Origin of the sequence: Halomonas koreensis (genome assembly GCF_031451675.1) — a bacterium.
GTDB classification, from domain to species: Bacteria; Pseudomonadota; Gammaproteobacteria; order Pseudomonadales; family Halomonadaceae; genus Halomonas; species Halomonas koreensis.
Genome location: NZ_JARWAK010000014.1, coordinates 14,554 through 36,583, shown reverse-complemented (window position 1 = coordinate 36,583; position 22,030 = coordinate 14,554). Strand labels below are relative to the sequence as shown.

18 protein-coding genes and 1 other RNA gene are annotated in these 22,030 nt (G+C 71.6%); 6 read left to right on the top strand and 13 right to left on the bottom strand.

Going from position 1 to position 22,030, the window contains the following annotated elements:
• Window positions 1-44: 44 nt before the first annotated feature.
• The 5 genes from QC818_RS14890 to QC818_RS14870 form a co-directional block, all read right to left on the bottom strand.
• The gene (locus QC818_RS14890) at window positions 45-836 is read right to left on the bottom strand and encodes a c-type cytochrome (protein WP_309653651.1); all 792 of its coding nucleotides are present in this window, start codon (window positions 834-836) and stop codon (window positions 45-47) included.
• Between the two features lie 137 nt (window positions 837-973).
• A complete protein-coding gene (locus QC818_RS14885) occupies window positions 974-1,159 on the bottom strand; it encodes a hypothetical protein (protein WP_309653650.1) in 186 nt (61 codons plus the stop codon).
• Between the two features lie 415 nt (window positions 1,160-1,574).
• A complete protein-coding gene (locus QC818_RS14880) occupies window positions 1,575-2,015 on the bottom strand; it encodes a SpoIIAA family protein (protein ID WP_309653649.1) in 441 nt (146 codons plus the stop codon).
• Between the two features lie 88 nt (window positions 2,016-2,103).
• Entirely contained in the window at window positions 2,104-5,217 is a 3,114-nt protein-coding gene (locus QC818_RS14875; protein WP_309653648.1) for an efflux RND transporter permease subunit, read from the bottom strand.
• Entirely contained in the window at window positions 5,217-6,317 is a 1,101-nt protein-coding gene (locus tag QC818_RS14870) for an efflux RND transporter periplasmic adaptor subunit (protein ID WP_309653647.1), read from the bottom strand. Before QC818_RS14870 ends, QC818_RS14875 begins: the two co-directional genes overlap by 1 nt.
• A gap of 206 nt (window positions 6,318-6,523) precedes the next feature.
• Here QC818_RS14870 and QC818_RS14865 point away from each other — a divergent pair, with 206 nt between their 5' ends.
• Both QC818_RS14865 and QC818_RS14860 read left to right on the top strand, forming a co-directional pair.
• A complete protein-coding gene (locus QC818_RS14865) occupies window positions 6,524-7,699 on the top strand; it encodes a BaiN/RdsA family NAD(P)/FAD-dependent oxidoreductase (RefSeq protein WP_309653646.1) in 1,176 nt (391 codons plus the stop codon).
• Window positions 7,700-8,010: 311 nt separating this feature from the next.
• Window positions 8,011-8,979, top strand: coding sequence for a CHAD domain-containing protein (locus QC818_RS14860; RefSeq protein ID WP_309653645.1), 969 nt, complete (start codon window positions 8,011-8,013; stop codon window positions 8,977-8,979).
• A 3-nt stretch (window positions 8,980-8,982) separates the two neighbouring features.
• Here QC818_RS14860 and QC818_RS14855 read toward each other — a convergent pair whose 3' ends face one another.
• The 5 genes from QC818_RS14855 to QC818_RS14835 all read right to left on the bottom strand — a co-directional run bounded on the left by QC818_RS14855 (window position 8,983) and on the right by QC818_RS14835 (window position 11,941).
• A complete protein-coding gene (locus QC818_RS14855) occupies window positions 8,983-9,717 on the bottom strand; it encodes a ParA family protein (RefSeq protein WP_309653644.1) in 735 nt (244 codons plus the stop codon).
• Window positions 9,718-9,815: 98 nt separating this feature from the next.
• A complete protein-coding gene (locus tag QC818_RS14850) occupies window positions 9,816-10,109 on the bottom strand; it encodes a YqjK family protein (protein WP_309653643.1) in 294 nt (97 codons plus the stop codon).
• Window positions 10,093-10,491, bottom strand: a complete 399-nt coding sequence (locus tag QC818_RS14845; protein WP_309653642.1) for a phage holin family protein — start codon at window positions 10,489-10,491, stop codon at window positions 10,093-10,095. Before QC818_RS14845 ends, QC818_RS14850 begins: the two co-directional genes overlap by 17 nt.
• Complete coding sequence (locus tag QC818_RS14840; protein WP_309653641.1) at window positions 10,491-10,823, bottom strand: ElaB/YgaM/YqjD family protein; 333 nt, start codon at window positions 10,821-10,823, stop codon at window positions 10,491-10,493. The genes QC818_RS14845 and QC818_RS14840 overlap by 1 nt, the downstream gene beginning before the upstream one ends.
• A gap of 68 nt (window positions 10,824-10,891) precedes the next feature.
• Window positions 10,892-11,941: a phospholipase A gene (locus QC818_RS14835; protein ID WP_309653640.1), complete on the bottom strand. Its 1,050-nt coding sequence runs from the start codon at window positions 11,939-11,941 to the stop codon at window positions 10,892-10,894.
• 159 nt (window positions 11,942-12,100) lie between these two features.
• Between QC818_RS14835 and mscK the strand changes: the two genes are divergently transcribed.
• The gene (gene mscK, locus QC818_RS14830) at window positions 12,101-15,550 is read left to right on the top strand and encodes a mechanosensitive channel MscK (protein WP_445351950.1); all 3,450 of its coding nucleotides are present in this window, start codon (window positions 12,101-12,103) and stop codon (window positions 15,548-15,550) included.
• A gap of 10 nt (window positions 15,551-15,560) precedes the next feature.
• Here mscK and QC818_RS14825 read toward each other — a convergent pair whose 3' ends face one another.
• The 3 genes from QC818_RS14825 to QC818_RS14815 are packed head-to-tail and all read right to left on the bottom strand — an operon-like array spanning window position 15,561 to window position 19,664.
• Window positions 15,561-16,316: a TlyA family RNA methyltransferase gene (locus QC818_RS14825; protein WP_309653638.1), complete on the bottom strand. Its 756-nt coding sequence runs from the start codon at window positions 16,314-16,316 to the stop codon at window positions 15,561-15,563.
• A 50-nt stretch (window positions 16,317-16,366) separates the two neighbouring features.
• Window positions 16,367-18,394 carry a hypothetical protein gene (locus tag QC818_RS14820; RefSeq protein ID WP_309653637.1) on the bottom strand — a complete coding sequence of 676 codons (2,028 nt, stop codon included), beginning with the start codon at window positions 18,392-18,394 and terminating at the stop codon, window positions 16,367-16,369.
• Between the two features lie 46 nt (window positions 18,395-18,440).
• The gene (locus QC818_RS14815; RefSeq protein ID WP_309653636.1) at window positions 18,441-19,664 is read right to left on the bottom strand and encodes an ATP-grasp domain-containing protein; all 1,224 of its coding nucleotides are present in this window, start codon (window positions 19,662-19,664) and stop codon (window positions 18,441-18,443) included.
• Window positions 19,665-19,908: 244 nt separating this feature from the next.
• Between QC818_RS14815 and ffs the strand changes: the two genes are divergently transcribed.
• The 3 genes from ffs to QC818_RS14800 all read left to right on the top strand — a co-directional run bounded on the left by ffs (window position 19,909) and on the right by QC818_RS14800 (window position 22,012).
• Window positions 19,909-20,005: signal recognition particle sRNA small type (ffs, locus tag QC818_RS14810), an RNA gene on the top strand.
• A gap of 234 nt (window positions 20,006-20,239) precedes the next feature.
• Window positions 20,240-20,947, top strand: a complete 708-nt coding sequence (locus QC818_RS14805; protein WP_309653635.1) for a tellurite resistance TerB family protein — start codon at window positions 20,240-20,242, stop codon at window positions 20,945-20,947.
• Window positions 20,948-20,968: 21 nt separating this feature from the next.
• Window positions 20,969-22,012 carry a histone deacetylase family protein gene (locus QC818_RS14800; RefSeq protein ID WP_309653634.1) on the top strand — a complete coding sequence of 348 codons (1,044 nt, stop codon included), beginning with the start codon at window positions 20,969-20,971 and terminating at the stop codon, window positions 22,010-22,012.
• The last annotated feature ends 18 nt before the right edge of the window (window positions 22,013-22,030 follow it).

The window sequence follows — 22,030 nt, the reverse complement described above, 5'->3', positions numbered from 1 at the left end:
ACGGCCTCGGACGATGCAATCCTCCGTGGCCGGCGTCGCGGGGCTCAGTGGGTGTGGCCGTCCGCGTAGTGATCGTCGCCGGGTGACGCGGTCGGCGCACCATCCGTCTCGCCGTGGCCCGGTGAGTCGTCCCGGCGCGAGTCGGCCAACTGTAGCTCGGCGGTCGGCGCCGTCTCTGCCGCGGCCGGCCCATCGGCCGGCGCTTGCTCGCTCGTGGCGCTCATGTCGCCATGCTCATGGTCGTGGCCGTCGTCGGCCCGCCCGGCAGCCTCGTTCGCCGAGTGCGCCATGGCGCCGGTGTTGCCATGCTCGTGGTCGTGGCCGTCATCGCCGGCCGCAGACTCGACCAGGGCCTGGTAATCGGCTGACGAGAGTTCGGGCAGTCGTTGCAGGAAGGCCACGATCTCCCACAGTGCCTGGTCGTCGTGGGTCACGCCCCAGGCCGGCATGCCGGTCATCTTGATGCCGTTCTCGATCACCCAGAACTGCTGGGCCGGATCCTGGTGAGTGGAGTCCGCGAAGGTCGGAGGCATGGGGTTGAGGCCGGCGCGCAGCACCGTGCTCTCGAGACCGGGCTTGAGGTGGCAGGCGGCACAGAGGTCGTCATAGGCGGCGGCCCCGGCGCGAATCATGCGCTCGCTCTCGAGGTCGGGCACCTCGATCGCCTCGGCGCCGGCCTCGACCGAGGCATGCATGGTGGAATGCAGGACCGACTCGACCAGCGGCAGGTGCGGGTCCGAGGCGGCGACATTGTACATGCCGCTATGCACGAAGGCGGCGCCGCCGGCCACGATCAGCAACAGGGTCAGGCACCCTCCGAAAACCAGCTTCAGCATCGTTATCCCTATCGCCCTTGGGGCATCTCGGTGCATGGCGGGCGGCTCACGCCTCGGTCGAACACGATGCCCGCTCGCCTGGCCCGGTGCAAGTCGGCCGACACGCGCGACAGGGGCGGTGGTGCCGGGACACCGCCCTACAGGGCCGCCTCGCGATGATGGGCCCGCTCGGTGGTATGGCCACAGGTGCGACAGGTGATCCGGTAGCGCCCGGCGGCGATCGGGGCGAGCTCGAAGGCATGCCAGGCGGGTCCCTGCGTCGCGCGCAGCTCCACCGCCCCGCAGGGGCAGAGCATCATCCAGTGTCCCAGGGGAGACGGCATCAGCTCGATCCTTGGCATCTCGTGACCCTCGAGGTTGGCGATGCCTACAGCATCGTCCCCGGGGAGCGATCCGGCATGTAAGCGATGTCTCAAATTCGCCGTCGCAAACCGCTGAGTCTGCCCGCTTGGTCCACGTGGGCGGCAGGGGGCGCCGGCGGAGCCGATCGCTATCCCGGCGATCGCGTCGGCCGTGGCGTCGCCGCCGCGTCCGGGATGTCCTACAGGCGGCGTCGATGATGTTGTGCGGCGCGTCGTCCGGCGAAGACGCATCATGCAGGCGTGGTGCGACAGGCCGGATGGCCGCTCATCGCACCTCTTGCATCGTGACGGGCAGGCCGCCGCTCGGCGCGGTGGCCCACGCCCGACGCATTCCCTGCTTGGCCCCTCTCCGGGGCCCTTTTTATGGGCGGGGGATTCAGGCCATGGCGGCGTCCGGGGCCTCGGGGAGCTGGCGCACCCACTCCAGGGCGGTCGGACGTTCCCGGGTAGGGAAGGTGCGGATCTCCAGCGTCCGGAACAGGCGGTTTTCCAGCCGCGTCAGGTGGCGGACCCAGTGCTTGTCGCTGAGCACCGCGGCGCGGTAGTAGCGGTCGAGGTCGCCGACCTGGGTCAGGCCATAGCCCAGGTCGCGCAGGAAGGCCGTGAAGGTCATCCAGCGCATCTCGTCGATCTCGGTGTAGAGGCTCACCCGGGGGTGGACCTTCTTGACGGTCTCGATGGCGTCGATGGCCGTCTGCAGGTCGTCGGTCGTCACTCGGCCGCTGACGCGCATGGCCACCACGTGATCGGCTCCCGGCGGCAGTAGTTCGAGCATCCTGGCGTCCTCCTCGGCCTCGGTGGTCGTGCCATTCAGCATAGTCCCTCGAGGCCGGACCGGGACCGGCGCGTGGCGGCAGAGGGCCTCCCTCCGGGCCGCCGCCGCCATGGCGCCGGCCCGGGGAGGCTCAGTGCGCCTCGGGGGTCTCGGCCATCTCCCGATCCAGGCGCCGCGCCACGGCCCCGGGGGAGCCGGTACGCCGGGCCAGCAGGTCATAGGCCACCGGCACCACGAACAGCGTGAACAGGGTCGCGCTGGCCAGCCCGCAGAGGATGACGGTGCCGATCACCAGCCGCGTCTCGGCCCCGGCGCCGCTGGAGACGATCAGCGGCACGGCGCCGGCCATGGTGGTGACGGCGGTCATCACCACCGGGCGCAGGCGGGTGACCGCGGCCTCCACCAGGGCCTCGCGGAAGGCCCAGCCGGCGTCGCGGAGCTGGTTGGCGAACTCGACGATCAGGATGCCGTTCTTGGCCGCCAGGCCCACCAGCATCACCAGCCCCACCTGGCTGTAGATGTTCAGCGACTGGCCGGTGAGCCGCAGCGCCAGCAGGGCGCCGACCATGGCCAGCGGCACCGTGCTCATGATCACCAGCGGGTGGACGAAGCTCTCGAACTGCCCGGCCAGCACCAGGAAGACCACCAGCACGCCGAGCATCAGCAGGAAGGTGGCCGCGCCGCTGGCCTCCAGGTAGTCCCGGGCGGCGCCCTTGACGTCGGTCTGGACCTCGGCGGGCAGCACCTCGTCGGCGGCCGCCTCCAGGTAGCGCAGCGCCTCGCCCACGGCGTAGCCGTCCGCCAGGTTGGCCTGCACGGTGATCGACCGCAGGCGGTTGTAGCGGTTGAGGGTACTGGGGCCGGCGAAGTCGGTGAGCGTGACCATGCTGGACAGCGGCACCAGTTCGCCGGAGCGCGACGAGCGCACCATCAGGCTGTCCAGGGCGCGGGGGCTGTCCAGGGTGCCGGGTTCCGCCTCCAGGATCACGTCGTATTCCTGTCCGGCCTCGACGTAGCGGGTCACGGTGCGCCCCCCGAGCAGGGTCTCCAGGGTCCGGCCGATCTCGCTGACGCTGACGCCGAGGTCCGCGGCCCGGTCGTGATCGATCGACACCCGCAGCTGGGGCTGGTTCTCCTCGTAGTCGCTTTCCAGGCCCGTCAGGCGGGGGTTGTCCTCGCGCACATGGGCGATCAGGGTATCCCGCCATTCGGCGAGCTGCGCGTAGCTGCCGCCGCCGAGCACGAACTGCATCGATTGCTCGATGCCGCCACCGAAGCCCTGGGGCATGATCGAGAAGGTCCGCACCCCCGGCAGGTCGTCCAGGCGGGCGCGCACCTCGTCCATGATCGGCCAGGCGGGCCGGCGGGCGTCCCAGTCGGCGAGGCCGACGATCACGAAGCCGCTGTTGAAGTTCTCGATGTTGCCCCAGCCGCGCGGGGCACGGACCAGTACCCGCTCGATCTCGCCGCGCTCGCGCAGCGGCAGCAGCCGCGCCTCGATCTCGTCCATGTAGTCGCGCATGTAGTCGTAGGTGGCGCCGGGCGGGCCGTTGACCAGCAGGAAGAAGGTGCCGCGGTCCTCCCGGGGCGTGTACTCCCGGGGCAGCTGGGCGTTGAGCCACAGCATGCCGCCGACCAGGGCCAGGAACAGCGCCACCACCGCCCAGCGGGCGCCCAGCACCCGCTCCAGCAGGCGGCGATAGCCGCCACGGGTGGCCATCAGGGCGGCGTGAACGGCATGCGCCAGCCGGCCCTCGTGCATGTCCGCCTTGAGGACCTTGGAGGCCAGCATCGGCGTCAGGGTCAGCGCCAGCAGCGTGGAGATGGCCACCGCGGCGGCCAGGGTCAGGGCGAACTCGGAGAACAGCCGGCCGATATCGCCGCGCAGGAAGCTCAGCGGCACGAAGACCGCGATCAGCACCAGGGTGGTGGCGATCACCGCGAAGGCGATCTGACGGCTGCCCCGGTAGGCGGCCACCAGCGCGGATTCGCCGCGCTCCTGCATGCGCCGGTGGATGTTCTCCAGCATGACGATGGCGTCGTCGACGATCAGGCCGATGGCCAGCACCAGCGCCAGCAGGGTCAGCAGATTGATGGTGAAGCCCATGGCGGCCAGGGCCGCGAAGGTGCCGATCAGGGCGATGGGCACGGTCACCGCCGGGATCAGGGTGGTGCGCAGGTTGCCGAGGAACAGGAAGATCGCCACCACCACCAGGCCCATGGCGATGAACAGCGTCTGCACCACCTGGCCGATGGCGCCGGCGACGAAGGTGGAGGCATCGTAGTTGAGCGTGAGCGTCATGCCCTCGGGCAGGCCGGGGCGGATGCGCTCGAGCTCCTGCTGCACGGCCTCGGACAGGGCCAGGACATTGGCGGTGGACTGCTTGACGATGCCCAGCCCGACCATCGGATCGCCATTGCCGCGGAACAGGGTGCGTTCCTCCACGGCGCCGACCTCCACCCGGGCCACGTCGCCCAGGCGCACCAGGTAGCCGTCGGCGTCGCGGTCCAGCGCCAGGGCCCGGAAGTCCGCCGGGGTGGCGAAGCCGCGGGGCAGCCGGACCATGAACTGGCGCTCCGCGGAGGTCAGCGCGCCGCCGGGAAGCTCGACGTTCTCCTCGCGCAGGGCATCGGCCACGTCGCCGGCGGTCAGGCCGCGCGCCGCCAGGGCGTCGGGGTCGAGCCACAGCCGCATGGCGGTCTCGTGGCCGCCGCCGACGATCACCCGGGACACGCCGTCCTGCACCGCGAAGCGATCGGTCAGGTAGCGGTCGGCGTAGTCGGTGAGCGCGGCGATGTCGCGGCCCTCGCCGGAGAGCGCCAGCCAGATCACCACCTCGGAGCCGGAGTCCGCCTTGCGCACTTCCGGCGCCTCGGCCTCCTCGGGCAGGTTGTCCAGGGAGCCGGAGATGCGGTCGCGGATATCGTTGGCCGCCGCGTCGATGTCCTTGTCCAGGGCGAACTCGATGGCGATGCTGGCGCGGCCGTCCCGGCTCGACGAGCTGATCACCCGGATGCCGGAGACCCCGGAGATGCGGTCCTCCAGCACCTGGGTGATGCGCGTCTCGACCACGCTGGCCGAGGCGCCGGGATAGCGGGTGTCGATGCTCACCACCGGCGGGTCGATGGACGGGTATTCCTGCAGCGGCAGGCGCTCCAGGGCCAGCAGGCCGAAGGCCACGATCAGCGCGGCCAGCACCGTGGCCAGCACCGGTCGCTGCACCGAGATGTCGGACAGGCGCATCAGGCGTCTCCCTGGCCGCGGCCGGCCTCGAGCAGGTCGCGCACCGAGGTGGTCTCGTCGGCGATGCCCAGCAGCCGCACCCGGGCGCCGTCCCGGGTGCGCTCGACGCCGTGACTGACCACCAGCTCGCCCGGCGACAGCCCCTCGAGGACCTCCGCCTCGCCGGTGCGGCGCTCGCCGAGCCGCACGCGTCGGCGCTCGATGCGACCGTCCTCGTCCTCATGGATGACCAGCACGTAGTGGCGCTCGCCCTCGGGAATCAGCGCCGACTCCGGCACCACCAGCGCCTGGCGGGGGCGCCGCTGCAGGGTCACCTCCATCAGCATCCCCGGGCGCAGCCGGCCCGCCGGATTGGGCAGCACCGCGCGCACCGGCACGCTGCGGCTGACCGGGTCGACCCGGGTGCCCACCGCGGCGACGCTGCCCGAGAACCGCGCCTCGGGATAGGCGGCGCTCTCGGCGGTGAGCGGCAGGCCCGGCGCCAGGCCGCCCAGCGCCACCTCGGGGACCCGGAAGTCCAGCTTCATGCGATCCAGCTTGTCGAGGGTGGCGAGTTCCATGCCCGGGGTGGCGAGGGTGCCGACGCTGACCCGGCGGAAGCCCACCACGCCGTCGAAGGGGGCCCGCAGGCGGTAGTCGTCGAGCCGCGCCCGCAGGGCGTCGATCTCGGCCTCCACCTGACGGAGCTGGGCGCGACTGTCCTCGGCCTGGGCGCGGGGCGCCAGGTTGCGTTCCTGCAGTCGGGCCAGGCGGGTCACCGCGTCCCGGCGCTCGTCGCGGCGCGCCTCGGCGACGCGCAGGTCGGCGCGTTCCTCGGCGTCGTCCAGGCGCACCAGCAGCTCCCCGGCCTCGACCCGCTCGCCCCCCTCGAAGGCGACCTCGGCGATGGTCTCGGTGACCGTGGCCGACAGGGTGACGCTTTCCTCGGCCTCCAGGGTGCCGAGCGCCTCCAGGGGGTCGCTCCAGTCGCTCAGGGTGGCCCGGGCGCCGATCACGGCGGTGCGCTCCTGGGCGGCGGCGGGCAGGGCCAGCAGGCAGGCCATCAGCAGCAGGGCGAGCCAGCCGGGGCCGGCGGGGAAGGGGCAGCGGGGTGATATCATGATCGGCTCGTCGGGTCCTGGGGCGCGTTGAGGCCGGGCATCCCGCCCGGCGCAGGCAGCCTAGCCTGCCGCGGGGCGCCGGATGGTGACAAGAGGGTGCAAACGCCGCGGCGGCGATGTACAAGGATTGTACATCAGAGAGTCCCGGGCCGCGCCCCGGGTTCCCTGTGCTACCATGCGCGGCCCGTTCAGCGAGAGGCAGCAGCATGACATACGACGTCGTCGTCATCGGCGCCGGGGCCGCGGGCCTGATGTGCGCCCTGACGGCCGGCTATGCCGGTCGCCGGGTGCTGGTGATCGACCACGCCAACAAGCCGGGCAAGAAGATCCTGATGTCCGGCGGCGGGCGCTGCAACTTCACCAACATGGCCACCACGCCGGCCAACTTCGTCTCCGGCAACCCGCCCTTCTGCATCTCGGCGCTCAAGCGCTACCGGCCCGAGCACTTCGTGGAGCTGGTCGAGCGCCACGGGCTCGACTACGTGGAGAAGGCCCCGGGCCAGCTGTTCTGCGCCGGCTCGGCCAAGGACCTGCTGACCGTGCTGCTCACCGAGTGCGACTGGGCCGGGGTCGAGATCCGCCTCAAGACCCGGGTCGAGGCCCTCGAGCGCCACGGGGAGGGCATGCGGCTGACGACCTCCGGCGGGCGCCTCGAGGCCGGCGCCGTGGTGGTGGCGACCGGGGGGCTGTCGATTCCCACCATGGGCGCCAGCGGCTTCGGCTACGACATCGCCCGCCGGTTCGGGCTCGAGGTCACCGAGACCCGCGCCGGCCTGGTGCCCTTCACCCTGACGTCCGAGTGGAAGGCGCGGGCCGCGGCGCTGGCGGGGCTCTCCCACGAGGTGGCGGTGCGCTGCGGCGATGCCGCCTACCGCGAGCCGATGCTGTTCACCCATCGCGGGCTGTCCGGCCCCGCCATGCTGCAGATCTCCAGCCACTGGCGGCCGGGGCAGGCGCTGTCCATCGACCTGCTGCCCGACACGCCGGCCTTCGAGGCGCTGGCCGCGGCGCGCCGCCAGACGCCCCGGCGACGGCTGGGCACCTGGCTGGGCGAGCGCCTGCCGCGACGCCTGGCCCAGGCGCTGATCGACTGGCATGGCGGGGACGGCCCCCTGGCCGAGCGTTCCAACGCCGAGCTCGAGACCTGGGCGGCTCGCCTCCAGGACTGGCGCCTCAAGCCGGCCGGGACCGAGGGCTGGCGCACCGCCGAGGTCACCCTGGGCGGCGTCGATACCCGGGCCCTGTCGTCCAAGACCTTCGAGGTCACCGGCCTGCCGTCGCTGCGCTTCATCGGCGAGGTGCTGGATGTCACCGGCGAGCTCGGGGGCTACAACTTCCAGTGGGCCTGGGCGAGCGGCGTGGCCTGCGGCCAATCCCTCTAGGCATTGCCTGAAGGCTGCCGGCGCTCGGCGATACGGCGGTAAAGGTCGGCTCGTGCGCGAGCCCGGTCACCGTGCTTATTCACGACCCGTAAGCGCCGTCTTTCGACGCGCGACATCCATCCCGCTTGCTCCTTGCGCAGCGGAGCCGCCCAGATCGGCGGTCCTGCCGATTGCTCTCCGATTGTTGCCTTGCGACCCACAAGGAGGCGGGAAGTGCGTTGGCAGCCCAGCCCTCGCCTTCGCTCACCGACTTGTCGGGCCGCGTCTGGCGCTCGCTATACTGGAGGCGTCCAGCGCCAGTCGGAGGGAGTATGCCCAAGCCCTTGAAGGATCGGCGCCTGTCCCGGGCGGTGGGAGAGGTCGGCCTGACGATGCTGGAGGAGGCCCGCCGGGCCTGGCCGCGCATCGCCGACCCCGAGGATGCCGAAGGCCTGCACGATTTCCGCGTGGCGCTGCGTCGGCTGCGCTCCTGGCTCAAGGCCTATCGGCGCTATCCGGGCATCCGGGTGCCCAAGCCCCAGCGGCGCCGGCTCCGAGACCTGGCCCGGGCCACCAACGCGGCCCGCGACGGCGAGGTGATGCTGGCCTGGCTGGACGCCACCCGGCCCGAGCTGGCCGGAGCCGAGTGCGGCGCCGCCGACTGGTGGCGCGAGCGCCTCGTGGCGAGGGTGGACGCGGACTATGCCGAGGCGCGGCGCGTCCTCGAGGCGGGCTTCCCGCCGCTGGAGCGCGAGCTTCGCCGGACGCTCGCCGGCCTGGCGCGGGCCAAGGGCAGGGGGCCGCGCCTCGGCGAGGCGAGCGCCCGGGAACTGGCGGCGCTGGTCGAGACCCTGGTCGCGGAGGTGTCGGCCATCGCCTCGGCGGAGGATCGCCAGGCCCTGCATCGGCCGCGCATCACCGGCAAGCGCATTCGCTACCTGCTGCGCCCCTGGAAGGGCGAAGCCGACGCCTGCAAGGACGCCGAGAAGGCCATGAAGGCCTTCCAGGATGCCTATGGAGTGCTCCACGACGACCTGGTGCGCGACCCCGCCCTGCAGGCCGCGGCGGCCGAGCATGCCGGCGAGGAGGCGCAGGCGCGCCTGGCCCGGGTCGCAGGAGGGGAGGACGCCCGGGCCACGGCGCCGCGCCACCTGCGGGGCTTTCTGGGCCTCGCCCGGCGCAATCGTGCGCAGCGGCTCGCCCACTACGAGGCGGTCATGGCCGGGGCGGAGGAGCTGCCGGCGCTCACCGCCCGGCTCGACGCGGCGCTGGCGGTGATGCGCGGCGACCGCGCCCCCTGAGGCTCAGCTCAGGCGCTGCTCGAGCTCCCGCCACAGGGCGGCGTAGGCCCGGGCGGCCGGACTGCGCGGGGCGAAGCTGCCGACCGGGGCTCGCTCCAGACCCATGCGCTCGACCACGCTGGCGGTGGGAATGGCGTGGGACAGCATCAGCGGCCAGCGCTCGTGCATCCCGGCCATCACCTCGCGGTGCAGGGTGCGGCGACGGTCGGCCAGGGTGACGAAGGGCCATAGCGGGCAGGCGATGTCGTGGTCGGCCAGGAAGCCCTCCAGCTGCTCGAGGGTGCGCAGCGACAGCACCGTGGGCACCACCGGGACCAGCAGGGCGTCGACGCTGGAGAAGATGTTCTCGGACAGGTGCGACAGGCTCGGCGGGCAGTCGAGGATCACCAGGTCGTAGTCGTCGCGCACCGGCTTGAGGATCTGACGCAGGTGGCTGTTGCCGCGCTTGGCCAGCAGGGCGTCCATTTCCCGGGACGCCAGCGCCGCCGGCAGCAGGTCCAGGCGCTCCAGCTGGGTGGCCCGGATCACCTTGTCGAAGGATGCCTTGCCCTTGACCAGCTTGCCGACCCCGCCGCGGACACGGGGCTTGATGCGCAGGTAGAAGCTGGTGGCGGCCTGGGGATCGAGATCCCACAGCAGTACCCGGTAGCCGGCCCGGGCGGCTTCCGCCGCCAGGTTGACCGCCGAGGCCGTCTTGCCCACGCCCCCCTTGATGCTGTAGAGCGCCAGCATGCGCATATCGCCCGCTCCCTGTCCATCGGGTGTCACCGGTCTGACACGGGAGCATAACAGGGATGCAATGTCCGGGTGTTACGGCGCGATGATGGCGCGCGCTGTCAGCGGTGCGGCCGCCAGGCGTTGAGGCGTCGGGCGGTCAGCGCCGCCAGCAGGGCGCCGCGCCCCAGGCGCTTGAGCCGGGCGGGGCGACGCAGCCCCCACCACAGCAGCAGCCCGGCGCCGGCCAGCGCGGCGCCGCGCCGGCGGCGGATCGCCTGCCAGCCGGCATCCAGCGGGCGCGCCGCGGCTCGCCAGCGTTCGGCGGCGACCAGCAGGTCCAGCCGCTGCTGCTCGATCTCGGCCTCGAGCGCCGCCTTGCGGGCCCGGCGGCTGGGCTTAGTCCCGGCCGTCACGGCTCGCCTCCAGCAGCTCGCGATCCAGGGCCAGGTGCTTGAGGGTGTCGGCCAGCAGGGTGCGGCGCCTGGCCAGGCGCATGACCCAGGCGGCCAGGCCCAGGCCGCCGAGCAGCAGCACCGCGGCGCTGCCGCCGATGGCGGCCAGGCGATGGGTCTCCCAGAAGACGACGATGACCAGGGTGGTCAGCGCCCCCAGGCCGAGCAGCAGCAGCAGCAGGCTGAGCCCGGCGAGCAGCAGCAGGCCGACCAGCCGGGCGCGTTCCTCCTCCAGCTCGAGCACGGCGAGGCGCAGGCGCGTCTCGCCGGTGGCCAGCAGGCTGCCGAGCAGCCGCCGGCCGGCGCCGAACACTCGCCGAGCCGGTCCTTGGCTCTCGGCCATCAGCGCCGCCCGATCAGCATGCCGACGACCACGCCGACGGCGGCGCCGATGCCGATGCTGGTCCAGGGGTTGTCGTGGACATAGCGATCGCAGGCGTCGGCCTGCTGGGTGACGCTGTCCCGGGCCTCGCGGTAGGCGCGCTCGCCGCGGGCCTCCAGGCGCTCGCGGGTCTCCCGCAGCCGCTGCTCGGCGCGCTCGCGGAGCTCCTTGACGTTGTGCCGGGAATCGTCCGCGGTGGCGTTGACCAGCTCCTCGATGGTCTGGGAGAGGTGGTGCAGGTCGTCCTGCAGCTGGCGGGTGGTCTCACGGGTATGCGGTGCGCGGTCGGTCATTGGGTCGTCCCCTGACGGTGAATGACAGCCCCAGCATAGCAGGCGACTCGCGGCGGCGTAACGGGGCCTCAGAGCCCGAAGCCGCCGTTGGAGAACAGCGGGTTGAGGCTGAAGCCGAGGCTCAGACGGCGGATGCTGCGATCGTAGTCGATGAGGCTGTCGCCGTAGCCCTGGTAATACTGGACATGGCCGCGGACCTTGCCGAACAGCGGCCAGGAGTAGTCGAGCTGGGCGCCCATGTGGCCGCTCTCCGGATTGCCCCGCCACAGCAGGCTGGCCTCCTGGTCGTGGAAGAGCCGCCGCGCCAGGGTGATGTCCCCGTAGCCCATGTACTCGTGGATGTCGGGGTTGTCGTCCTCGTCCTCGGGCTCCGGCAGGCGCCAGTAGGGCGCCAGCGAGACCGCCCAGTCGTCGTTGATGAAGGTGCTGGTCAGGATCAGCCGGTTCCAGCTCCGCGACAGCTTGCCGGAGCGGCCATTGGACTGGTGGTTGAGGGCCAACCGGTTGTTGATGTTGGTCCAGCCGGCCAGCTGCCAGTCGTTCTGGAATTCGACGAAGGCCTCCGGCTCGTAGTTGGTCTCGCGAAACGGCGAGGAGGCGTCGGCATTGTAGGCCTGCCACCAGCTGCGCTGGGTGTAGGCGAAATAGAGGTCGCCGTTGTCGAACAGCAGGTCCTCGGCGAGGTTGAACTTGGCGCTGAACTGGAACTTGACCTCCGTGCGGTCGGGATCGGCCTGATCGTCGATCTCGCGGAACGCCTCGCGGTTGGGCGTGGTGGTGTAGCTCAGCGGGAAGAGGTAGTTGCGACGGTGGGTGGTGATGGCGAAGGGGTTGTTCTCCGACTCCTCCTCGAGCAGGCGCCGCTCGGCCACCGACTCCTCCAGCACCGGGGAATGGTCGGCCGGCTCGTGTCCGGCCCGGGCGGGCGTCGCCGTCGCCCCGCCTCGGGCGAGGCGCTCGCGCAGCTCGCCGATCTCGTGCTGCAGGGAGGCGATGCGCTCGCGGATGGCCTGGCGCTCGGCCTCGTCCAGCGAGGCATTGCCCTGGGCCTGCGCCTGGCCGATCAGGCCGAGCGACAGCAGGGTGATGATGCAGCCTGAAGAAACGCGTGACGCCATGGCGGTCGACTACCCTGTCGAGGTGGAAGCGTCGTTCTATCACGCCCGGCGGGCAAGTCAATGGGGCATCCGACCGGTTATCGATTGCCGCCGAGGCCCGAGCCGTCGAGAATCCCCGATCATGCCCCTGCTGCCGCGTCCCGTGAGGTCCCCTTGAAGATGAGCCGTTGCCGCCGATGGTGGCGCACCTTGCATATTGTTTGCCTGTTGTGGCCGTGGCTGGCCGTCCAGGCGGCCGAACTGCCCGAGCGCGAGGCCGTGGCATCGCGACTCGAGGCGCTTCGCCCGGCCGAGGGGGCCGCGGTGGAGGCCGATACCCAGCGCGATATCGAGGCCCTGGAGGCGGCCCTGACCGGGCTCGCCGCGTTGTCCGAGGTCGAGGACCGGCTACGGGCCCTGGAGGCCCGCACCGAGGCGGCGCCGCGCGAGCTGCGCGAGACGCGCCGGGCCCTGGAGCGGCCGGCGTCCGATGACGACATCCTGACGGAGGACATCGAGTCGCTGGCCCTGGCGCCCCTGGAGCGGCGCCTGGCCGAGGCCAACGAGGCCCTGGCGGCCGCCCAGGACCGCCTGGCCGAGGTGGAGACCCGGCTGCTCGGCACCCAGACCCTGCCCGAACGGGCCCAGCAGGGCATCACCCAGGCCACCGAGGCCATGGAGGCCAGCCGTCGGGCACTGGAGGAGCTCAAGGCTCAGGGCGTCGAGGCCTCGGCGCCGCGGCGCCTCCGGCATCGGGTCGAGCAGGCCCTCGGCGAGCGCCGCCTGGCGCTGCATCAGCGGGAGCTGGCCGCCAACTCGCGTTTCCGCCAGCTGGCCCAGCTGCGCCGGGACCTGCTGCAGCGCCGGGTGGCGCGCCTGGAGGCCGGCGTCCAGGTCCTGCAGCGCGCCGTCGAGCGTCGCCGTCGGGAGCGCTCGGAGCAGACCATCGCCGAGGCGGTCCGCGACGAGCCCGAGGACGTGGCCCGTCACCCGCTCATCCGCGAGGCCCAGCAGGCCAACCGGGAGATGAGCCTGGAGCTGTTGCGGGCCACCAGCCGCGCCAACGACCTGGCTCGCCGGGACCAGGAGGCGCGCCGCCGCCTGGACCGGGTGCGGCAGCTGCAGCGCGGGCTCGACGAGCATATCGAGGCGATCCGCGGCAGCCCCCTGCTGTCGCGGATCCTGCGCGAGCAGCGCCAGGCGCTGCCCCGGGTGGAGACCCAGGGCGACCTGCAGGAAGAGATCGCCGATCTGCGCCTCAAGCAGTTCGAGCTGGACCGCCAGCGCGAGCCGCTGCAGGACCCCGAGCGCCTGGCGCGCCGGCGGCTCGGGGCGGCCGGCACCGGCAAGTCCGAGACCGGCACGTCCGAGACCGGCACGTCCGAGACCGGCACGTCCGCAACCGGCACGTCCGAGATCGGTGCCGCCGAGGAGGTGGTGGGGCCCCTGGCGCAGCTGTACCGCGCCCGTCGGGCGCTGCTCGACCAGCTCGAGCCGACCTACGGGGAGCTGCTGACCTCGGCCATCGAGCTCCAGCTCAGCCAGCAGCGGCTGGTGGAGACCAGCCGGGAGCTGCGCACGGCCATCGACGAGCAACTGTTCTGGGTGGCCAATGCCCGCCCCCTGGGGCTGGCCTGGCTGAAGCGGCTGCCCGACCACCTGCGCACCGAGTGGCGTGAGGGCGAGTGGCGCCGCGCGCTGCCCGGTCACTGGCGGCGCCCCCGGGCGGATGCCCTGCTGGCCGTGCCGCTGTTGCTGCTGGCGGGCGGGCTGGCGCTGTGGCGGCGGCCGCTGCGCCGGCGCCTGCGGGGGCTCCACGGGGAGATCGGGCACCTGCGCCAGGATTCCCAGGGGCATACCCCGCTGGCGATCCTGCTGGAGGCGCTGCTGGCCCTGCCGGGGCCGCTGTGCCTGCTGGCCCTGGGCGCGGGGCTGGCGCTCGGCGGCACGGGCATCGCCCCGGGCGTCGGCTGGGCCCTGCAACACCTGGCCCTGGCCTGGGCGGTGATCGCCTGGGCGCGGCGGCTGCTGACGCCGGGCGGGGTGGCGACGCGCCACTTCCACTGGCCCGCCGACTATGGCACGCGACTGCGTCGTTGGCTGCTGTGGCTGGGGACGGCCCTGGCCCCGGTGCTGCTGGTCGGCAGCCTGGCGCGGGACGCGGCGGTCGACCTGACCCAGCGCCCCGTGGCCCTGGCGCTGCTGCTGGCCGGCCTGGTCGGCATGAGCCTGGCGCTGAGCCGGCTGATCCTCGCCCATACGCCGTTCTTCGGCGTCAAGCTGTTCCGCCTGCTGCTCGGCCTGGCCCTGGCCCTGGTGCCCCTGGTGCTGGGCGGGCTGATCGTCTTCGGCTACGCCTACACGGCGCTGAGCCTGATGGGGCGCTTCGTCGTCACCCTCTACCTGCTGGGGCTCTGGATCCTGGTCGAGGCCACGGTGGTGCGCGGGCTGGCCGTGGCGGCGCGGCGGCTCGCCTATCGCCGAGCGCTGGCGCGGCGCCGCGCCCTGGCCCAGGAGAGCGAAGGTGGGGAGCACGGCCTGGAGGTGGTGGAGGAGCCGCCCCTGGACATGCAGCAGGTCAACCAGCAGTCGCTGCGGCTCTCCAAGCTGATCCTGATGATCGCCTTCCTGGCGGGGCTCTACCTGGTCTGGGCCGACCTGCTGCGGGTGTTCGGCTATCTCGAACAGGTGATGATCCTGGGCGGCGAGGGCGAGGCGGGCAGCGACTTGGTGGGCGCCTCGATCTCGGTGGCCGACCTCGGGGTGGCGCTGCTGGTGGTGGCCCTGACGATGGTCATGGCCCGCAACCTGCCGGGGCTGCTCGAGGTCATGGTGCTGTCGCGGCTCGAGCTCAAGCAGGGCAGTGCCTATGCGATCAGCTCGCTGCTCTCCTACGTCATCGTCGGCACCGGGGTGATCTGGGCGCTGGGCACCCTGGGGGTGTCCTGGAGCAAGCTGCAGTGGCTGGTGGCCGCCCTGGGCGTGGGCCTGGGGTTCGGGCTCCAGGAGATATTCGCCAACTTCATCTCGGGGCTGATCATCCTCTTCGAGCGCCCGGTGCGGATCGGCGACACCATCACGCTGGGCCCGCTCACCGGCACGGTCAACCGCATCCGCATCCGCGCCACCACGGTGACCGACTTCGACCGCAAGGAGATCATCATCCCCAACAAGACCTTCGTCACCGATCAGCTGATCAACTGGTCGCTGTCGGACAACATCACCCGGGTCATCCTCACCTACAACGTGGCCTACGGGGCCGATCATGCCCTGGTGCATCGCACCCTGGCGTCGGTCGCCGAGGCCAATGCCCGGGTGCTGGACGATCCCGAGCCCCAGGTGCTGTTCATGCGCTACGGCCCCAGCGGGCTGGAGTTCGAGCTGCGGATCTTCGTCAACAGCCTGGGCGATCGGCTGCTGGCCACCGACGAGATCAATGCGCGGGTCGGCGAGCGCTTCGCCGAGCTGGGGCTGGACATCGCCTTCAACCAGCTGGACGTCTGGCTGCGGCGCCACGACGGCAGCGAGACGCGCCTGGCGCGCCGGGGCCCGGGGCCGGCCCCGGACGCGCCACCGCCGGGCGCCGAGGGGGATCCAGGAACGCCGGGCGAGGGCGAGGCCGGGCGCTGAGGGCTCGCGCTCAGCGCCGCCGGGCGTGCAGCAGGAACTCGCGGTTGCCGTCGCCGCCGCGGATCGGGCTCTCCTGCCAGTGGCGGACCGCGAAGCCGGCAGTCGCGCAGGCCTCGCGGATCCGGACCGCCACCTCGCCGTGGCGAGCGGGGTCGGTGACCAGGCCGCGGGCGTTGACGCCCTCGGGCCCCACCTCGAACTGCGGCTTGACCAGCGACAGCAGGTCGCCGCCGGCGGGCAGCAGGGCGGCCAGCTCCGGCAGGATCAGGGTCTGGGAGATGAAGGAGACGTCCATCACCGCGAGGTCGGCGGGATGCTCGGCCAGGGCTCGGGCCAGCCGGGGGTCGTCGGCCATGGCGCGGGCGTTGAGCCCCTCCAGGCAGGTCACGCGGGGGTCGGCCCGCAGCGCGGCGTCGAGCTGGTCGTGGCCGACCTCGACCCCGATCACCCGTGCGGCGCCGTGGCGCAGGGCGCAGTCGGTGAAGCCGCCGGTGGACTGGCCCACGTCCAGCACCGTGCGGCCGGCGAGGGGCATCGACAGCGCGGCCAGCACCGCCTCCAGCTTGAGCCCCGCCCGCGACGCATAGCGTTCTTCCGGGTCCGCTTCCACGTCCAGGGCGGTGTCCGCCGGCAGCTTCTCGCCGGGCTTGGTCGGCACCCGGCCGTCGTCCCTGAGGCGTACCCGGCCGTGGCGGATCAGGCGCTGGGCGCGGGTCCGGGAACGGGCGAGTCCCCGTTGGAGCAGCAGCTGGTCGAGGCGTGGCATGGGCGGGTCCGGCGGCGACATGGACGCGCCATTATGCCACAGCCCGTCGCTCAGGGGCCGGTGGCGGCCTGCAGCCCGCCGGGGGGCAGGCGGTCGGCGCCCCAGCTGCGCTGCAGGTAGCCGATCACCCGGTCCAGCTCCGCCTGGTCCACCCGGGCCAGCTCGCCGCGCTCCAGGGGGTCGTGGTGGAAGATGTAGAGCCGCGAGGCGAACTGCTCGAAGGGCAGCGAGGACTCGCCGAAGCGCTCGCCGTTCCCCGCGGTGCTGACCCGAACGCCGTCGCCCCAGTCCTGGCCGCTGTCGTTGTTGGGGTTGTAGAAGTAGACCCGCATCACATCCGTGGGGTCGAGGCTGGCGCGCAGCAGGGTGATGGCATGCCAGCCGATGAAGCGGGCGGCGCTGTCGGTGACGGCGATGCCCGCCGGCTGTGGGTGAATCAGCGGCTGGTTGCCGTTGTAGTAGGGGTGGTAGCTGGCATAGAAGTGGCGCAGGAAGGCGTCCAGGTCGGTCAGCTTGCCGCTGGCCACATCGACGTTGATGCGAAAGCCGCGCCCCGACCACCAGCCGTGGAACTCCGGGTTCACCCAGCGGTGGGGGTCGCCCTCGCGGCCGATGCAGCGCCGGCCCATCTCGGCGTAGATGCGATCCAGGTGCGGCACCACGATCAGCGACACCGGGTCCAGATCCATGGGCAGTTCCTGGGAGACGCCCGAGAGGCTAGCCATGGACGACAGCGGCATGCCCTCGAAGTGCATGATGATCTCGTCGTCCCGGGCCGCCCAGGCGACCATCTGCAGCAGGTAGTCCGGGTCGTTGTAGGCCCACATCGACAGCGCCCGGGCCGACTGGCAGGTGGGGTTGTTGCCCTGACCCACGCCCAGCGGCTGGCCGAGCATGCACAGCACCCCCTCCAGCAGCCGCGCGCGGGGCGAGACGGCGTCGCCGAACGCCAGGTTGAGCCGCGCCTGGGACCACTCGGAGAGCGGCAGCCCCAGCTGGCGCCACATGGCCGGCGCCACTGGCGGCTGGTAGAGGATGCCGCGCTCGAGCGTCAGCGCCAGGCCGTACACGGCCTGTGGCGTGGCGGGATGAATCCCGCCGCGGATCAGGGCGTGCACCAGGTCGCGGTAGCACAGCAGGCAGTCGCGCCCGGTGGAGGACAGGCCCAGGGCCTCGCTGATCAGCTGCTCGCCGTGCTCGGTGAGGTGGCGCAGCAGCACCGGGTGATAGGGAGACACCAGGCCGGTATCGTGCATCGCCCGGGCGAAACCGGTGGCTTCGGCCTGCAGCGCCGTGGGGTCCATGCCGGCGAGTCGCTGGCGGTAGACCTCCAGGCCCGGATCCTCGCGGCTGGCATGGCTGGGGCCGAACAGCGAGCTGACCAGGCGGTCGGCGCCCTGGCCGCTGGTGCCCAGGTCGATCGCCGGATCGGCCTGGCAGACGGCGATCTGGGTGATCATCTGCTTGACCGGCTCGACCTGGATGGGGCGTTGCTGGAGGATGCGCCAGATCTCATCGATCAGCCGATCGATGATGTGCTCGTAGCCGATGCCCGTCGCCAGGTGGGCGAACAGCCGACGGGGCAGCTCGGCGAGGCGCCCCTGCGCCTCGCGCTCGGCCTCCCCCGGCGTGCCGAACAGCAGCCACAGGTTCAGGGCAATCACCTGGGTCAGGTAATGGTGGGCCTGCTCGGCGGAGACCAGGGCATGGCGGTACTCGCCCCGGGCCACGGCCAGCAGGCGCAGCTCGCTCAGGGCCTCGATCACCAGGGTGTTGGCATCGGGGCTCTTGAGCGCCTGAGTGGTCAGCGAGGGCACCAGGAACTGCGGGGTGGCCCAGTCCGAGCCTGCGAAGACGCCGGCGGCCTCCAGGCGTTCGGCACGGGCCTCGATGGCCGCGCAGCCGCCGTCCTGCATCATGACTCGGCGGGCGGTGTCCAGCACCCGGGGCAGCTTGCCCGGCTTGGCGAAGTCCGGCGACGTGGCCAGCAGATTCACCGCCTCGTCCAGCCTCTGCAGCAGGGCGGTGAGCCTTTCCTCGGCGCCACCGGCACCGGCTTGGTCGGGTTGTGTCGTCACGCCGACTCCTCGTCGTCAGGTTGTCATGGCTGTCATGACGCGCCTTTCAGACATAGAAATCAAGCTCTTCCATATGCTTGAGCAGGTCGCGCAGGCGATGGGGATCGTCGCCCTTGAAGTACATCAGGCCCCAGTGGGTGCCGAAGGCGGTGCGTTTGGTGACGGTTTCCTGGACCGGTGGCGTGAGCTCGTGGGACTCGAAATAGGCGTCTTCCTCGACCTCCTCGGGGATCTCCAGGCGGCTGACCACGCGCAGCCGGGGATAGACCCCGAAGCAGCCGGCATAGCCGTCGGCGTCGACCACCTCCTTGGGGAAGAAGGCCCGGACCTCCTCGGCGGTGGAATGGGGATCGAAGACCAGCATGCTGGCCTGGTAGGCGTTGAAGCCGTAGACCCGCTCGAGCAGCTCGAAGACCTTGAAGCCCGGCGGCCGGTAGGCGACCTCGCCGAAGTACATCTCGCCGTCGCTGGTGACGAAGTACTCGGGATGGATCAGCCCGAAGTCGATGTCGAAGGCGCGGATCAGCTTCTCGATCTGGGCGGTGATCTGCGCGCGGTAGCGCTCGAGCTCCGGCGAGGCGGGCACGAACACCGAGTAGCCCAGGGTGACGTACTCGGAGATGTTGAGAAAGGCGATCTTGCCGTCGTGGATCCAGGCCTCGACCGCGAATTCCCAGCCGTCCAGGTGCGACTCCATCAGCACCGGGAACTCCTCCTCGGGGATGGTATCCACCTCGTCGGGGGTGCGGATCACTCGGTGCCCCAGGCAGCCGGCCTTGTCGAAGGCCTTGAGGTGGATGGGATCGTTGGGGTCGCCGTCGAGCTTGAGCAGGGTCTGGTTGACGCGCTTGAGGAAACGAATGACGTCGTCCTTGTCGTGGGCCTCCTCGAAGATCCCCACCCGGATGCCGCCCAGCTGGGCGCGGCGCTTCATCAGCGCCTTGTCGCGCAGCAGCAGCGACTGGCCGTAGAGCCGCGGGTTGTCGAGCAGCAGCGAGTTGATGGCCCCGGCCCACTCCACGGTCTCCTCGAACAGCGGGATCGCCACGTCGACGCCCATCTCCTTGAGCGTCTCGGCGATCTCCAGGGAGCGATCGTTCAGGCGCTCGAAGTTCCAGGAGAGATAGGGGATGTCGTGCTGCCGGCAGTAGTCCTCCGCCCAGTCGGGGGCCACCACCACGTAGCGGCGATCGAAGTTCTCGGCGGCCTCGATGGCGTTGAGGCTCCAGCCGAGCAGTGCGATATAACCCTTGTTCGGATCCTTGTTCATGAAACGCCTCCTGGACGGCGTGTGGAAATGTACGTTCTCGCCGGCCCGTGCGGCCAGCGGTCGACGCGTCCTATCTACCATAGGGCAGGACGGCGTCCCCGACATCCCGTCCCGTCAACGCTGGACGGCCGACGGCAATCGCTCCTTGCCGCGCCGGCGGTGGGTTGGTATAGTGCGCGGCGTTCGGCAAGTGATTGATCCTGCGCCGAACCTTGGCGCCCCCGAGCGCCCGCTGTGGTGGCCCCGTCGGTCCTCCCGCAACGCTAAGCCGCAAACCCCGCCAGGCCCGGAAGGGAGCAACGGTAGTGGTGGACGCGTGTGCCGGGATGTGGCTGTCGGGGCCGCCTCCATTTCGGGTCCTCGATTCCGAGCCCCGCGCGGCGTCTCCCGTCCTCTTTTCTTTCCCGCTTCCATTTCCGCCTTCCCGTATCGGGACGTGCGTCCCTGGCCCGTGGATGCTTGCAGCCCGCGGCGGCCCGCGTCATAGTCGTGCTCGGCGTATGGGGCAGGCGGCGGTCCCGGCTCGACAGGCCCGCCGCCGCCGATGCATGCACTGGCTCGTCAAGGAGGCGGCAATGAACGCGCAACGGATTCTCGCCGGGCTGATGCAGCAAGCCGGCTCGGCGCGTCGTGCCGGCGTCGATGTCCAGGGGCTGCTGGATGGCTTGGCGTCCCGGCGCGCCGGCAAGGCGCCGGCCTCGTCCTCGGGCGTGGATGTGGGCAGCGCGCTCGGCGGCGGCGCCCTGGGGCTGCTGCTCGGCTCCAAGCGCGGCCGCAAGCTGGGCGGCAAGGCCCTCAAGTACGGCGCCATCGCGGGCGTCGGGGCGCTGGCCTGGAAGGCCTGGCAGCGGTCCCGTCCGGCGTCCGGCGACGGCGCCCACGAGGGGGCGCCGCTAGATGAACTGCGGGACGAGGCGCTCGAGCGGCGCAGCCTGGCCCTGCTGCAGGCGATGATCATGGCCGCCCGGGCCGATGGCCATGTCGACGAGCGCGAGCGGGCCCTGATCACCGAGCAGATCGATGCCATCGGCGCCGACGACGAGCTGCATGCCTGGGTGGAGCGCCAGCTGTCGGCGCCCCTGGATGCCCTGGCCCTGGCGCGTCAGGCCGATTCGCCCCAGGCCGCCCGGGAGATGTATCTCGCCAGCGTGGCGGTGATCGACGACCAGAACCCCATGGAGCGCGCCTGGCTCGACCAGCTGGCGTCGGGCCTGGGCCTGGAGGCGACCATGAAACAGGCGCTCGAGCGCGAGGCCGGCGACGCCGCCTCCGAGGCGCCATGATCCCGAGGACGATAGCTCCCGATGTTGACCTTCCATAGCGATGCCACCGGGCGGCGCCGCGCCCGCACCGAGCTGGACGAGGGCCGCCTGGTGGCGCCCTACGAGTGTCCCGAGCGCGTCGAGCTGGTGCTCGACCGGGTCCGCCAGACGGGGCTCGGCGATATCCGCGAGCCGGAGACCTTCGGGCTCTCGCCGGTGCTGGCGGTCCATGACCGCGGCTATGTGGACTTCATCGCCGCCTGCTGGGACGACTGGCGGGCGGCAGGGCATGCCGGCGAGGCCATCCCGTCCATCTGGCCCGCGCGGACCATGCGCGGCGACGTGGTGCCCGAGCACATCGACGGCCGGCTCGGCTACTACGCCCTGGCCGCCGAGACCTCGATCTGCGAGGGCACCTTCGAGGCCGCCATGGCCAGCAAGGACATCGCCCTGTCCGCCGTTTCCCACACCCTGGCCGGCGGCGAGCCGGCCTTCGGGCTGTGTCGTCCCCCGGGGCACCATGCGGCCAGCGACCAGTTCGGCGGCTACTGCTTCTTCAACAACGCCGCCATCGCCGCCCAGCACGCCCTGGCGCGCGGCGCCCGCCGGGTGGCGATCCTCGACGTGGATTTCCACCACGGCAACGGCACCCAGCAGATCTTCTACGCGCGCGACGACGTGCTGTTCGCCTCCCTGCACGGCGATCCGCGCACCTGCTTCCCCTACTTCCTGGGCCACGCCGACGAGACCGGCCGCGGGCGAGGGGAGGGCTTCAACCGCAACTACCCGCTGCCGCCGGGCACGGCCTTCGATACCTGGTCCCGGGCCCTGGATGACGCCCTGGCGCGCATCCGCGAGGCCGGCTGCGACCTGCTGCTGGTCTCGCTGGGCGTGGACGCCTTCGAGCACGATCCCATCAGCGCCTTCAAGCTGACCAGCGACGACTTCACCGAGCTCGGCCGGCGCCTTGCCGGCCTGGGGCTGCCCACCACCTTCCTGCTCGAGGGCGGCTACGCGGTGGAGGAAATCGGCCTCAATGCCGTCAACGTGCTGACCGGCTTCGAGGCCGGCGCGCGTCAGGCGTGACGTCGCCCATTCATCAAG

Coding starts and splice junctions, on each gene's coding strand:
- QC818_RS14890 (WP_309653651.1), bottom strand. CDS start 836: ATGCTGAAGCTGGTTTTCGGAGGGTGCCTGACCCTGTTGCTGATCGTG.
- QC818_RS14885 (WP_309653650.1), bottom strand. CDS start 1,159: ATGCCGTCTCCCCTGGGACACTGGATGATGCTCTGCCCCTGCGGGGCG.
- QC818_RS14880 (WP_309653649.1), bottom strand. CDS start 2,015: ATGCTGAATGGCACGACCACCGAGGCCGAGGAGGACGCCAGGATGCTC.
- QC818_RS14875 (WP_309653648.1), bottom strand. CDS start 5,217: ATGCGCCTGTCCGACATCTCGGTGCAGCGACCGGTGCTGGCCACGGTG.
- QC818_RS14870 (WP_309653647.1), bottom strand. CDS start 6,317: ATGATATCACCCCGCTGCCCCTTCCCCGCCGGCCCCGGCTGGCTCGCC.
- QC818_RS14865 (WP_309653646.1), top strand. CDS start 6,524: ATGACATACGACGTCGTCGTCATCGGCGCCGGGGCCGCGGGCCTGATG.
- QC818_RS14860 (WP_309653645.1), top strand. CDS start 8,011: ATGCCCAAGCCCTTGAAGGATCGGCGCCTGTCCCGGGCGGTGGGAGAG.
- QC818_RS14855 (WP_309653644.1), bottom strand. CDS start 9,717: ATGCGCATGCTGGCGCTCTACAGCATCAAGGGGGGCGTGGGCAAGACG.
- QC818_RS14845 (WP_309653642.1), bottom strand. CDS start 10,491: ATGGCCGAGAGCCAAGGACCGGCTCGGCGAGTGTTCGGCGCCGGCCGG.
- QC818_RS14840 (WP_309653641.1), bottom strand. CDS start 10,823: ATGACCGACCGCGCACCGCATACCCGTGAGACCACCCGCCAGCTGCAG.
- QC818_RS14835 (WP_309653640.1), bottom strand. CDS start 11,941: ATGGCGTCACGCGTTTCTTCAGGCTGCATCATCACCCTGCTGTCGCTC.
- mscK (WP_445351950.1), top strand. CDS start 12,101: ATGAGCCGTTGCCGCCGATGGTGGCGCACCTTGCATATTGTTTGCCTG.
- QC818_RS14825 (WP_309653638.1), bottom strand. CDS start 16,316: ATGCCACGCCTCGACCAGCTGCTGCTCCAACGGGGACTCGCCCGTTCC.
- QC818_RS14815 (WP_309653636.1), bottom strand. CDS start 19,664: ATGAACAAGGATCCGAACAAGGGTTATATCGCACTGCTCGGCTGGAGC.
- QC818_RS14805 (WP_309653635.1), top strand. CDS start 20,240: ATGAACGCGCAACGGATTCTCGCCGGGCTGATGCAGCAAGCCGGCTCG.
- QC818_RS14800 (WP_309653634.1), top strand. CDS start 20,969: ATGTTGACCTTCCATAGCGATGCCACCGGGCGGCGCCGCGCCCGCACC.